The organism is Enterobacter sp. R-25, assembly GCF_049913205.1.
In the GTDB taxonomy this organism is placed as follows: Bacteria; Pseudomonadota; Gammaproteobacteria; order Enterobacterales; family Enterobacteriaceae; genus Enterobacter; species Enterobacter ludwigii.
In genome coordinates this window covers 4,192,509-4,204,986 of the sequence record NZ_CP183982.1, presented here as the reverse complement: position 1 = coordinate 4,204,986, position 12,478 = coordinate 4,192,509, and the positions used below count along the sequence as shown (strand labels likewise).

Below are 12,478 nucleotides of genomic sequence, written 5' to 3'. Positions count from 1 at the left end.
TGTCTTCCTTATCGGTTGTGTCAGACCAGCTGTTTACGCTGGTTAGACGGCGGAATGGATAAAGACTCTCGATACTTCGCAACAGTTCGGCGTGCCACCATAATACCCTGGTCGGACAGTATGGTGGTTAACTTACTGTCGCTCAGTGGCTTCGCGGGGTTCTCCGCGGCGATCAACTTCTTCACCAGGGCGCGAATGGCCGTTGACGACGCTTCACCGCCGCCCTCGGTATTCACATGGCTGGAGAAGAAATACTTAAGCTCAAAAATACCGCGTGGGCTGTGCAGATACTTCTGCGTGGTCACGCGGGAAATGGTTGATTCATGCATCTCGACGGCCTGGGCGATATCCGCCAGCACCATCGGTTTCATATACTCTTCGCCCTGCTCAAAGAACGCCTGCTGCTGTTCGACAATACAGCGGCTTACGCGGAGCAGCGTATCATTTCGGCTCTCCAGACTTTTGATCAACCATCGCGCTTCCTGCAAATTGCTACGAATGTATTGATTATCGGAGTCGTTACGCACGCTGGTGCACATGGAGGCATACTGCTGGTTGATTTGCAGGCGAGGGATGCTGTCTGAGTTCAGTTCAACGACCCAGCGGTCATTGTGTTTTCTGACCAGCACATCCGGGATGACGTACTCGGGTTCGCTGGTCTGAATGGACTGACCGGGGCGCGGATCGAGGGACTGAATCAGATTGACCGCCTCTTTCAGCACCTCTTCTTTCAGGCGCGTGACGCGCATCAGGCTGCGGAAATCGTGATTGGCCAGAAGATCCAGATGGTCGCTGATGATCAAGCGGGCTTCATCAAGCCATGGCGTCTCTTTACTGAACTGAGAAAGTTGGATAAGCAGGCAGTCGCGCAGATCTTTTGCGGCCACCCCAACCGGATCGAAACGCTGAATGCGCTTCAAAACGGCTTCTATCTCCTCGAGTTCAATCTCTTCGTCACCCATGCTTTCCAGAATTTCGTCCAGCGTGACGGTCAGATAACCGGTGTCATCCACGGCATCGACAATGGATGTCGCTATCGCGCGGTCGGTATCGGAGAAGGGGGTAAGTTCCACCTGCCACATCAGGTAATCCTGCAGTGACTGGGTAGTTTCACCCTGATAAACCGGTAGCTCATCGTCCTGGTAGTCTGCACGCGTACCGGAAGGGGTTCCGGCGGTGTAGATTTCATCCCAGCTGGCATCCAGCGGAAGCTCGTCCGGCATCTCTTTTTGTTCGAGCGCATCGGCGGTGTCGAGTGCTTCAGTATCCTGCGACTGCTGGGTATCTACCTCTTCATGAAGATCGGCTTGCTCCAGCAACGGATTGCTATCCAGCGCTTGCTGGAGCTCCTGCTGGAGTTCTAAGGTGGACAGTTGCAACAGGCGAATCGCCTGCTGTAGCTGCGGCGTCATCGCCAGTTGTTGGCTGAGCCGTAATTGCAAACCTTGCTTCATGTTCAGAGCATTTTTCTCCGGTTCGGCGTTACATTACCTCTACCCTATCAGAGTCTGAAGTCTTCCCCAAGGTAGACACGCTTAACATGATCATCTTCGAGGATCTGCTGCGGCGTACCGTGGGCGATCAGATTGCCCTGGCTCACGATGTATGCGCGTTCGCACACGGCCAGCGTTTCACGGACGTTATGGTCAGTGATCAGTACGCCAAGCCCGCTGTCGCGCAGATGCTCAATGATACGTTTAATGTCGATAACGGAGATCGGGTCAACGCCTGCAAACGGTTCATCCAGAAGGATAAATTTCGGGTTTGCAGCCAGCGCACGTGCAATCTCAACGCGACGGCGTTCACCACCGGACAGCGCCTGACCGAGGCTGTCGCGCAGATGTTCGATATGGAACTCTTCCATCAGCTCGTTAGCCCGGTCCTGACGCTGTTCGCTGGTCAGATCGTCACGAATTTGCAGGACGGCCATCAGGTTATCAAAGACGCTCAGGCGGCGGAAAATGGACGCTTCCTGCGGCAGATAGCCGATACCGCGACGCGCACGCGCATGCAGCGGCAGAAGACTGATATCTTCATCATCAATGACGATGTTGCCCGCATCGCGCGACACAATGCCAACGACCATGTAGAAGGTTGTGGTCTTGCCCGCACCGTTAGGGCCAAGCAGGCCTACAATTTCGCCGGAGTTGACGGTCAGACTGACATCTTCTACGACACGGCGGCCCTTATAGGCCTTCGCGAGATTTTTTGCAGTTAATGTTGCCATAACGAATTAGTTACTCTTCTTCTGTGCCGGGGCCTGACCCTTACCTTTGTCCTGCAGCTGCGACGGAACCAGCACGGTGGTTACGCGTTTGCCTTTCTCGCTGGAGGCCTGCATTTTTTGCTCTTTCACCAGATAGGTGATCTGGTCGCCGGTGATGTTGCTGTCCAGCTGTTCCAGATAAGCGTTACCGGTCAGGATGACCAGGTCCTTCGCCAGCTCATAGTGCATATGTGTGGCGCGGCCTTTCACGGGTTTGCCGTTATCCTGCATCTGGTAGAAGGTTGCCGGGTTGCCATAACCATCAATGATCTCTTTGCCTTGCTCGCCACCGGGACGGGTAACGACCACTTTGTCGGCGTTGATTTTAATGGTGCCCTGGGTCATGACGACGTTACCGGTAAAGGTAACGACATTGCCTTGCATATCAAGCGACTGCGTGTCGGACTCGATATGGATAGGCTGGTCAGTATCGCCCGTTACAGCAAGCGCGGGAAGACTGGTCGCCAGCATCGCACTGGCGATAATTACTTTAAGGCTGAGTTTGTTTGTTTTGAATTTCATAGGAGGTTCTAACCTTTTCAATCAGCTCGGCGTTTTTGCTGCGTAAGTTCCCGCGCATTCTTAAACCGCTGGAATTAAATGTTGTGCCATACAGTGTGACCAGATCCTGCGACGTCACGTCCTGGGTCACGAGGTTGATCTGTGCATTATCCGTCGTGATTTTGCGCAGTTGTGAGTCAGCGGTCAGGGCGTTGACTTCAACGTGGCCATACAGATAAAGCATACGGTCATTCGTCAGTTTTGCCCGGTCAGATTTAATCGACCACGTCGGCACTTTGTCTTTATCAAACGTGGTCATGACAGGCTGGGTAAACCACGAAATACCGTCATCTGAAAAATATTCAACATGCTGGGCAATCAGGCGATAGTTCAGCGCACCTTCCGGGCTGTAGACCACGGTGTCACTGTGATCGCTTTTATAGGTTGGCTCGCTCGTATTGACCACTTCCGTCTGCGTATCGTCGCGATCGGCAAGGTTCACGCCAATCAATACCAGTGCGACAAGCGAAAGCAGAATGATAACCCAACGTCTGGTTTTACTCATATCGATTGCCCTTTGGCCTCATCAAGCTTGCCCTGCGCCAGCAAAAGCAGATCGCAGACTTCACGTACGGCACCACGGCCACCGTTAATATGGGTGACATAGTCAGCACGCGGGATCAGCAGCGGATGCGCATCGGCCACGGCGATACTCAGACCGACTTCAGCCATCACCGGCCAGTCAATCAGATCGTCCCCGACATAGGCCACGTTTTCCGGCGCGACAGCCAGTTTACCCAGTAAATCGTTGAACGCCGCCATCTTATCGGACTGACCCTGATACAGATGGGTAATGCCTAACGTTTCACAACGGTCTTCTACCAGTTTAGCTTTCCGACCGGTGATAATGGCAACGTCGATGCCTGATGTGAGCGCACAACGAATACCGTAGCCATCGCGAACGTTAAACGCTTTCAGCTCTTCACCATTATTGCCCATGTAAATCAGGCCATCAGAGAGTACCCCATCCACATCCAGGATGAGCAGGCGAATGTTTTCCGCCTTTGCCATCATATGGGTACTGACCGGACCATAACAGGTTGCAAGGGATGCACCCGCATTACTCATTGTCTTATCCTTCATTACACTACGCCTGCGCGCAGCAGATCATGCATATGTACCACACCCAGCAACTGGTCGCCATCGGCAACCATCACTGAGGTGATATGACGGGACTGCATCAGGTTCAGCACATCCACCGCCAGCGTGCCCGGACGAACACGGATACCGCCGGACGTCATCACATCAGCGATGCCCAGCGTGCGAACATCAACACCCATGTCGAACACGCGTCGCAGGTCGCCATCGGTGAAGATCCCCTGGATCTTCATCAGGTCGTCGCACACAACCGTCATACCCAGATTCTTGCGGGTGATCTCCAGCAGCGCATCGCGCAGGGAGGCCTCTTTACTGACGTGAGGGATCTCATCGCCAGTGTGCATAATATCGTTAACCCGAAGCAGAAGCTTACGCCCGAGCGCGCCACCTGGGTGGGAAAGCGCGAAATCTTCCGGGGTAAAACCGCGGGCTTCCAGCAACGCAACGGCAAGCGCATCGCCCATGACCAGCGCAGCGGTCGTGCTGGACGTTGGAGCAAGACCCAGCGGGCAGGCTTCTTTAGGCACTTTCACGCACAGGTGAATATCCGCCGCGCGCGCCATGCTACTTTCCGGGCGGCTGGTCATGCAAATAAGCGGAACCCGCAGCCGCTTCAGCACGGGGATCAGCGCCAGGATCTCATTAGACTCACCGGAGTTCGATAGCGCGATGACGATATCCTGCGGCGTTACCATGCCCAGATCGCCGTGCGCGGCTTCCCCCGGGTGTACAAAGAAGGAAGAGGTTCCGGTGCTGGCAAACGTTGCCGCCATTTTGCGCCCAATGTGACCGGACTTGCCCATGCCCATCACCACGACTTTACCGGCACAGTAGAACATCTTCTCACATGCCAGACTAAAATCCTGATTAATGTACTGATCTAACTGCGCCAGACCTTCACGTTCAATCTCCAGAACCTCTTTGCCTGCTTTCTGAAAGTCAAAACCCGGCTGCAATTCTATTTGCGACATAATGCGTTTCCGTTTACCCAGAGAGAAGAGGCGAAAGCCAGTACAGCATCGCCATCCATACGATAAATCCACCCGTCAGCAGCGCCCCTGCGCCTTTGCCGATCTGTCGTTGCCGCCGCCAGCAGAGCAGGGCAAAAATGACGCTGACCAGCAACATCACCCCGTAATCGCGTGAGAATGCCAGGGGGTTAAAAGGCCCGGGCGTTATCAGGGCCGGCAGGCCCATCACGATGGCGATATTAAAAATGTTTGAACCGATAATATTGCCTATGGCAATGTCATCTTCACCTTTACGTGCCCCTGCGATAGCGGTGGCCAGTTCCGGCAGACTGGTGCCAATGGCAATGACCGTCAGGCCAATGGTGAGCTCACTCATGGCGAAATAGTTCGCCAGCACCGTGGCGTTATCGACGACCATGCGCGTGGCCATCGGCATGATGATCAGCGCGACGCCGAGCCACAGCAGCGCTACAGGCAGCGTGCCTTCACGCGGGAGTTCGGCGACCTGCTCTCGCGTCAGGCTATCCTGGCCCTGTTTTTCTGCCAGACGGGCGATTTTAACACTATACAGCAGCCAGATAACGGCCAGCGCCAGCAAGAAAATGCCGTCACCGTAGCTCAGTACGCCATCATAAAATACGCACCCTGCCAGCAGGCTTACGATTAACATTAGCGGCAATTCACGGCGCAGAACATCAGAATGCACGCGAAATGGATGGAGCAGGGCCGCAAGGCCAAGGATCAGTAAGATATTGACGATGTTGGAACCAATCGCGGTGCCGACGGCAAGGTCTAACTGACCGTGCAGTGATGCCGTGACAGAGACGATGATTTCAGGAAGCGAGGTTCCGACACTGACCACGGTCATCCCGATGACGACAGGCGGTACGCCAGTCAGGCGGCACAGGATAGATGCAGCAAATACCAAACGGTCAGCACTGTAGACCACCAAAAGTAAACCAATTATTAACAGTGCTGTTGCTAAAAGCATCAAAAGTCCTTTCTTCAGGTATACTCGTCGGTCCATCGCGCAGGAATGGAATGGCAGGACTGCATACAGTCTGAGGCGTAACGAATTCCTAATTTTGACTTTATGCGCCGGAAAAGTAAAACAAATGCCAGCTTTCGCTAACCTCAACGGCTAATATTCTGTAAAAATGCTGAGTTTAGGGCTGATTCAGTCTGCATGCTTAACGTGAGCAGGGTAAGAAAGGAACCATAAATGAGCCAAACTATGGCGAATTTAGTTGATGTCCGGGGTGTGAGTTTTTCTCGCGCCAACAGATTGATATTCGATGATATTTCGTTGACCGTACCGCGTGGCAAGATCACTGCCATCATGGGGCCGTCCGGGATCGGTAAAACGACCCTGCTGCGCCTTATTGGTGGCCAGATCCCACCCGATAGCGGTGAAATCCTCTTTGACGGCGAAAACATCCCCGAGATGTCACGATCGCGCCTGTATACTGTTCGTAAACGCATGAGTATGCTTTTCCAGTCGGGAGCGTTGTTCACGGACATGAATGTCTTTGATAACGTGGCCTATCCGCTGCGCGAACACACCCGTCTGCCGCCAGAGCTGCTGAAAAGTACGGTGATGATGAAGCTTGAAGCCGTGGGACTGCGAGGGGCTGCAAAACTGATGCCCTCAGAGCTGTCCGGCGGTATGGCACGTCGTGCCGCGCTGGCACGCGCCATCGCCTTAGAACCCGATTTAATCATGTTCGACGAACCGTTCGTCGGGCAGGACCCTATCACGATGGGCGTGCTGGTGAAGCTCATCTCTGAACTGAACAGCGCGCTCGGCGTAACCTGTATAGTGGTTTCTCACGATGTACCGGAAGTGTTGAGCATCGCCGACTATGCCTACATTGTGGCAGACAAAAGGATCGTTGCGCATGGCAGCGCTCAGGCGTTGCAGGAAAACTGCGATCCGCGTGTACGGCAGTTCCTCGACGGCATTGCGGATGGGCCTGTGCCATTCCGATATCCGGCGGGCGACTATCGTGACGATTTACTGGGAATAGGGAGTTAAGCCACTGATGCTGTTAAATGCATTGGCCGCTCTTGGACACCGTGGCATAAAAACCATCAGGACGTTCGGGCGTGCCGGATTGATGTTGTTCAACGCGCTGGTCGGCAAGCCGGAATTTCGTAAGCATGCACCGCTACTGGTGCGGCAGCTCTATAATGTCGGCGTGCTGTCGATGCTCATCATCATTGTCTCCGGTCTGTTTATCGGCATGGTGCTGGGGCTGCAGGGCTACCTCGTTCTGACGACCTACAGCGCCGAAACCAGCCTCGGCATGCTGGTGGCGCTGTCGCTGCTGCGTGAACTGGGGCCGGTAGTGGCGGCGCTGTTGTTCGCCGGGCGTGCAGGGTCGGCATTGACCGCTGAAATTGGCCTGATGCGTGCGACCGAGCAGCTTTCCAGCATGGAGATGATGGCGGTCGACCCGCTGCGTCGCGTGATCTCGCCACGCTTCTGGGCGGGGGTGATTTCCTTACCGCTCCTGACGATCCTCTTTGTCGCCGTGGGTATCTGGGGCGGCTCGCTGGTTGGCGTTCACTGGAAGGGCATCGATGCGGGCTTCTTCTGGTCGGCCATGCAGGACGCCATCGATCTGCGAATGGATCTGGTTAACTGTCTGATTAAAAGCGTGGTATTTGCCATTACGGTTACCTGGATCGCCTTGTTCAATGGCTATGATGCGATCCCGACCTCGGCGGGCATCAGCCGTGCAACTACACGTACTGTCGTACATTCGTCGCTGGCCGTACTGGGTCTGGATTTTGTGCTCACCGCACTGATGTTTGGGAATTGAGTTCATGCAAACGAGAAAAAATGAAATTTGGGTCGGCGTGTTCCTGTTACTGGCGTTGCTGGCCGCGCTGTTTATCTGCCTGAGAGCGGCGGATATCACGTCTGTGCGCACCGAGCCGACTTATCGCATTTATGCGACCTTTGATAACATCGGCGGGCTGAAGGCGCGCTCGCCGGTACGTATAGGCGGGGTGGTCATCGGACGTGTCTCTGACATTACGCTTGATGAGAAAACCTATCTGCCGCGCGTGTCGATGGATATTGAAGAGCGTTACAACCATATCCCGGACACCAGCTCGCTTTCTATCCGCACGTCCGGCCTGTTGGGTGAGCAATATCTGGCGCTTAACGTCGGTTTTGAAGACCCGGAGCTGGGAACGACTATCCTTAAAGACGGTAGCGTAATCCAGGATACGAAGTCCGCGATGGTACTGGAGGATATGATTGGTCAGTTCCTTTATAACAGTAAAGGAGATGATAAGAAGTCCGACGCTGCCCCTGCGCAGAGCGAAGATCCTGCCAGTGTCGCACCGACACCAGGCACGACGAATTAATTTCAGGAGAAGTCATTCATGTTTAAACGACTGTTAATGGTTGCCATGCTGGTCATTGCCCCTCTCACCGCGGCGCATGCTGCGGATCAGAGTAACCCGTACAAACTGATGGATGAGGCTGCGAAGAAGACCTTCGACCGGCTTAAAAACGAACAGCCGAAAATTCGTTCCAATCCTGATTATCTGCGCGACGTGGTTGATCAAGAGCTGCTGCCGTACGTGCAGATCAAATATGCGGGTGCGCTGGTTCTGGGCCGTTATTACAAAGACGCGACCCCGGCGCAGCGCGACGCCTATTTTGCCGCGTTCCGTGAATACCTGAAACAGGCTTACGGTCAGGCACTGGCGATGTATCACGGTCAGACCTATCAGATTGCGCCAGAGCAGCCGCTGGGCGACGCGACTATCATTCCTATCCGCGTAACGATTATCGATCCTAACGGCCGTCCGCCAGTACGCCTGGACTTCCAGTGGCGTAAAAACAGCCAGACCGGTCACTGGCAGGCCTATGACATGATTGCGGAAGGGGTGAGCATGATCACCACTAAACAGAACGAGTGGAGTGACCTGCTGCGCACCAAAGGCATTGATGGCCTGACCGCACAGCTGCAGTCTATCTCGCGTCAGAAAATCTCTCTGGACGAGAAGAAGTAATGTCGGATCAACTGAGCTGGTCGCGTGAGGGTGAGACGTTGAAGCTGACGGGTGAACTCGACCAGGATCTGCTGAACCCGCTCTGGGACAAACGTTTTGAAGCGATGCAGGGCGTGACGGTTATCGATCTGAGCGGCATTTCACGGGTGGACACGGCAGGCGTCGCGCTGCTGGCCCATCTTGTTGCCGTGGGGAAAAAGCAGGGGACAAGCGTTACGCTGCACGCGGCGAGCGATAATGTGGTCACCCTGGCCCAGCTCTATAATCTCCCTCAGGACGTACTGCCTCGTTAATATTTTCAGTGCGTTACTTCTGAAAGCCCTGACAGATTCATCGTCGGGGCTTTTTGCTTGTTTAAGACGACGCCACTTTGCTCTAAGATGTTGGGCTTGTTTTCACTATCAGATGATTAAGAACCCATGGAAAATCATGAAATCCAGACAGTGCTGATGAATGCACTCTCCCTTCAGGAAGCCCACGTCACTGGCGATGGCAGTCACTTCCAGGTTATTGCTGTGGGTGAGATGTTCGACGGTATGAGCCGTGTGAAGAAACAGCAGGCTGTATACGCGCCGCTGATGGAATACATTGCGGATAACCGCATCCACGCCCTGTCGATTAAAGCGTTCACCCCTCAAGAGTGGGCACGCGATTGCAAACTAAACGGTTTTTGAGTTGTGGGCGACACGCCCGCAGCACGGTTGAATTTATAAGAGAGCACACAATGGATAAATTTCGTGTACAGGGGCCAACGCGTCTCCAGGGCGAAGTCACAATTTCTGGCGCAAAAAATGCCGCGCTGCCCATCCTCTTTGCTGCGCTGCTCGCGGAAGAGCCGGTAGAAATTCAGAACGTACCGAAGCTGAAAGATATCGACACCACCATGAAGTTGCTCAGCCAGCTGGGCACCAAAGTTGAGCGTAACGGTTCCGTCTGGATCGACGCCAGCAACGTAAACAACTTCTCTGCACCTTACGATCTGGTGAAAACCATGCGTGCATCCATCTGGGCGCTTGGCCCGCTGGTGGCACGTTTTGGTCAGGGTCAGGTTTCCCTGCCGGGTGGCTGCGCAATCGGTGCACGTCCGGTTGACCTGCACATCTTTGGCCTGGAGAAACTGGGCGCCGAGATCAAACTCGAAGAAGGTTATGTTAAAGCGTCTGTGAATGGCCGCCTGAAAGGCGCGCACATTGTCATGGACAAAGTGAGCGTTGGTGCCACCGTCACCATCATGTCTGCGGCAACGCTGGCAGAAGGTACTACCATCATCGAAAACGCCGCGCGTGAACCGGAGATTGTGGATACCGCGAACTTCCTCGTGGCGCTGGGTGCGAAGATCACCGGCCAGGGCACCGACCGTATCACCATCGAAGGCGTTGAGCGTCTGGGCGGCGGCGTGTATCGCGTCCTACCAGACCGTATCGAAACCGGGACGTTCCTGGTTGCTGCCGCGATTTCAGGCGGGAAAATTACCTGCCGCAACGCGCAGCCAGATACCCTGGATGCGGTGCTGGCGAAACTGCGTGACGCAGGCGCTGATATCGAAATCGGTGAAGACTGGATCAGCCTGGACATGCACGGCAATCGTCCAAAAGCGGTAAACGTGCGTACAGCTCCGCATCCTGCTTTCCCGACCGATATGCAGGCGCAGTTCACCCTGTTAAACCTGGTGGCGGAAGGGACGGGGTTCATTACCGAGACCATCTTTGAAAACCGCTTTATGCACGTACCGGAACTGATCCGTATGGGCGCACATGCTGAGATCGAGAGTAATACCGTGATTTGCCACGGCGTTGAGAAACTGTCTGGTGCTCAGGTGATGGCAACCGATCTGCGTGCATCTGCAAGCCTGGTGCTGGCGGGTTGTATTGCGGAAGGGACGACGGTCGTTGATCGTATTTATCACATCGATCGTGGCTATGAACGTATCGAAGATAAACTGCGCGCGTTGGGTGCGAATATCGAGCGTGTGAAGGGCGAGTAATCGTTCCGGCAGCCCCCTGCCAGAAATGACCGGGGGGTTGCTGTTCCTGTCAAAAAAACCGCTATTCCTGCGGGTCTTTCTTCACTTTCCTCTGGCGGATCATGCGCGATCTGTCGATAAATTCATGGGTAATGGGATCGTGGTAACGCGAAGGCCAGATCACCCACGGATGCGTATCCAGCGCCGTCGCAATGATCAATTCTCCCTTCGGCCAGGGGCGCGTCAGGGCATTTGCCAGGGTTGAAGAACTCAGGCCATGGCGGCGAGATTCCGCAGCCAGTGATGTGCCTTTTTTGCGCAGTGCCGCAATGATATCTGCTGTGTGCCAGTCGATAAATTTCGTATCCATAACGCTGTCCTTAAGTTCGGATTCACTTACGCCATTTCGTCTGAAACGACTGGCCTTACTATACCCATTTCAATTTCTTGTTCTAAAAAGTTCGCGTTACTGGTAGGGATATTCAGAATAAGGCATGGCTTTATTCATGCGGTCTGTAAACCGGTGCGTTTACGTGAAAGAGGAATATACAGGTGTGTACTGGAATCTCCCCGCGAGGGCCGCGGGGAGGGGAGAGCAGGATTAACGGTCGCGCTGAACGGCGATATGGGCAAGACCAATAAGCGCATCGCGCCATGGGCTGTCCGGGATGACCTGAAGTGCAGCGATGGCTTTATCCGCCTCTTCTTCGGCACGCTGACGCGTCCAGTCCAGCGATCCGCAAACGGCCATTGTTTCCAGCACGGGTTCCAGAAGATGACGACCATTTCCCTGCTCGATCGCTTCACGGATCATTTTCGCCTGGTCGGCTGACCCGTTGCGCATCGCATGGAGTAGCGGCAGCGTCGGTTTGCCTTCGTTCAGGTCATCACCCACGTTTTTGCCGAGCGTTTCGCCGTCTGCACTGTAATCCAGCAAATCATCAATCAGCTGGAATGCGGTACCCAGATAACGGCCATAGTCCTGCAGCCCTTTTTCCTGGGCTTCGCTACAGCCAGCCAGAATGCCGGAACACTGTGCAGCCGCTTCAAACAGGCGCGCAGTTTTGCTGTAAATCACGCGCATGTAGTTTTCTTCGGTGATGTCAGGGTCGTTGACGTTCATCAGCTGAAGCACTTCGCCTTCAGCAATCACGTTAACGGCTTCAGACATGACCTCCAGCACTTTCAGCGAACCCAGGCTGGTCATCATCTGGAAGGCACGGGTATAGATAAAATCCCCCACCAGGACGCTGGCAGCATTGCCAAAGGCGGCGTTGGCGGTGGCTTTACCCCGGCGCATGTCTGATTCATCCACAACATCATCATGAAGAAGCGTCGCAGTGTGAATAAATTCGATCAGTGCCGCGATCGTGACGTGAGCATTTCCCTGATAGCCGACGGCTCGGGCAGCCAGGATGGCAATCATCGGGCGAATGCGTTTACCGCCGCCGCTGACGATGTAATAGCCCAACTGATTGATCAGCTGAACGTCAGAATTGAGTTGCTCCAGGATTGCTGCATTCACACCCGCCATATCTTGCGCGGTTAACTCGTTGATTTTTTCTAAATTCATCGCAAAAGCCGGGC

At 54.4% G+C, this 12,478-nt stretch carries 16 protein-coding genes; 7 read left to right on the top strand and 9 right to left on the bottom strand.

The genetic code is table 11. The features are described 5' to 3' along the window. Positions 1-20: 20 nt before the first annotated feature. Genes rpoN through ACN9MQ_RS20035 form a run of 7 tightly spaced genes read right to left on the bottom strand, consistent with a single transcriptional unit; the run spans position 21 to position 5,887 of the window. On the bottom strand, positions 21-1,454 hold the full coding sequence (gene rpoN / locus ACN9MQ_RS20065) for an RNA polymerase factor sigma-54 (protein ID WP_014171817.1): 1,434 nt from the start codon (positions 1,452-1,454) through the stop codon (positions 21-23). A gap of 47 nt (positions 1,455-1,501) precedes the next feature. Next, positions 1,502-2,227, bottom strand: a complete 726-nt coding sequence (lptB, locus tag ACN9MQ_RS20060; RefSeq protein ID WP_014171816.1) for an LPS export ABC transporter ATP-binding protein — start codon at positions 2,225-2,227, stop codon at positions 1,502-1,504. Positions 2,228-2,233: 6 nt separating this feature from the next. Then, on the bottom strand, positions 2,234-2,788 hold the full coding sequence (gene lptA / locus ACN9MQ_RS20055; protein ID WP_020883526.1) for a lipopolysaccharide ABC transporter substrate-binding protein LptA: 555 nt from the start codon (positions 2,786-2,788) through the stop codon (positions 2,234-2,236). Further along, a complete protein-coding gene (gene lptC / locus ACN9MQ_RS20050; RefSeq protein WP_014171814.1) occupies positions 2,757-3,332 on the bottom strand; it encodes an LPS export ABC transporter periplasmic protein LptC in 576 nt (191 codons plus the stop codon). The genes lptA and lptC overlap by 32 nt, the downstream gene beginning before the upstream one ends. Continuing rightward, positions 3,329-3,895 carry a 3-deoxy-manno-octulosonate-8-phosphatase KdsC gene (gene kdsC / locus ACN9MQ_RS20045; protein ID WP_014171813.1) on the bottom strand — a complete coding sequence of 189 codons (567 nt, stop codon included), beginning with the start codon at positions 3,893-3,895 and terminating at the stop codon, positions 3,329-3,331. The genes lptC and kdsC overlap by 4 nt, the downstream gene beginning before the upstream one ends. A gap of 14 nt (positions 3,896-3,909) precedes the next feature. Beyond that, positions 3,910-4,896: an arabinose-5-phosphate isomerase KdsD gene (kdsD, locus tag ACN9MQ_RS20040; protein ID WP_020883527.1), complete on the bottom strand. Its 987-nt coding sequence runs from the start codon at positions 4,894-4,896 to the stop codon at positions 3,910-3,912. A gap of 13 nt (positions 4,897-4,909) precedes the next feature. Further along, the gene (locus ACN9MQ_RS20035; RefSeq protein WP_020883528.1) at positions 4,910-5,887 is read right to left on the bottom strand and encodes a calcium/sodium antiporter; all 978 of its coding nucleotides are present in this window, start codon (positions 5,885-5,887) and stop codon (positions 4,910-4,912) included. Positions 5,888-6,118: 231 nt separating this feature from the next. Here ACN9MQ_RS20035 and mlaF point away from each other — a divergent pair, with 231 nt between their 5' ends. From mlaF to murA, 7 genes are all read left to right on the top strand, one after another. After that, entirely contained in the window at positions 6,119-6,931 is an 813-nt protein-coding gene (gene mlaF, locus ACN9MQ_RS20030; RefSeq protein WP_014171809.1) for a phospholipid ABC transporter ATP-binding protein MlaF, read from the top strand. 7 nt (positions 6,932-6,938) lie between these two features. Then, the gene (gene mlaE, locus ACN9MQ_RS20025; RefSeq protein WP_010436044.1) at positions 6,939-7,721 is read left to right on the top strand and encodes a lipid asymmetry maintenance ABC transporter permease subunit MlaE; all 783 of its coding nucleotides are present in this window, start codon (positions 6,939-6,941) and stop codon (positions 7,719-7,721) included. 4 nt (positions 7,722-7,725) lie between these two features. After that, on the top strand, positions 7,726-8,274 hold the full coding sequence (gene mlaD, locus ACN9MQ_RS20020; protein ID WP_025202923.1) for an outer membrane lipid asymmetry maintenance protein MlaD: 549 nt from the start codon (positions 7,726-7,728) through the stop codon (positions 8,272-8,274). Between the two features lie 18 nt (positions 8,275-8,292). Further along, positions 8,293-8,928, top strand: a complete 636-nt coding sequence (gene mlaC / locus ACN9MQ_RS20015) for a phospholipid-binding protein MlaC (protein ID WP_014171807.1) — start codon at positions 8,293-8,295, stop codon at positions 8,926-8,928. Next, entirely contained in the window at positions 8,928-9,221 is a 294-nt protein-coding gene (gene mlaB, locus ACN9MQ_RS20010; protein WP_014171806.1) for a lipid asymmetry maintenance protein MlaB, read from the top strand. Before mlaC ends, mlaB begins: the two co-directional genes overlap by 1 nt. Positions 9,222-9,347: 126 nt before the next feature. Continuing rightward, complete coding sequence (ibaG, locus tag ACN9MQ_RS20005) at positions 9,348-9,602, top strand: BolA family iron metabolism protein IbaG (RefSeq protein WP_320738704.1); 255 nt, start codon at positions 9,348-9,350, stop codon at positions 9,600-9,602. A gap of 50 nt (positions 9,603-9,652) precedes the next feature. Beyond that, entirely contained in the window at positions 9,653-10,912 is a 1,260-nt protein-coding gene (murA, locus tag ACN9MQ_RS20000) for a UDP-N-acetylglucosamine 1-carboxyvinyltransferase (protein ID WP_020883531.1), read from the top strand. Between the two features lie 61 nt (positions 10,913-10,973). On the opposite strand, the gene sfsB is transcribed toward murA, so the two are convergent. Together sfsB and ispB are read right to left on the bottom strand one after the other, a co-directional pair. Continuing rightward, complete coding sequence (gene sfsB / locus ACN9MQ_RS19995) at positions 10,974-11,261, bottom strand: DNA-binding transcriptional regulator SfsB (RefSeq protein WP_014171802.1); 288 nt, start codon at positions 11,259-11,261, stop codon at positions 10,974-10,976. Positions 11,262-11,492: 231 nt separating this feature from the next. Continuing rightward, entirely contained in the window at positions 11,493-12,464 is a 972-nt protein-coding gene (ispB, locus tag ACN9MQ_RS19990) for an octaprenyl diphosphate synthase (protein WP_040018745.1), read from the bottom strand. Positions 12,465-12,478: the final 14 nt, after the last annotated feature.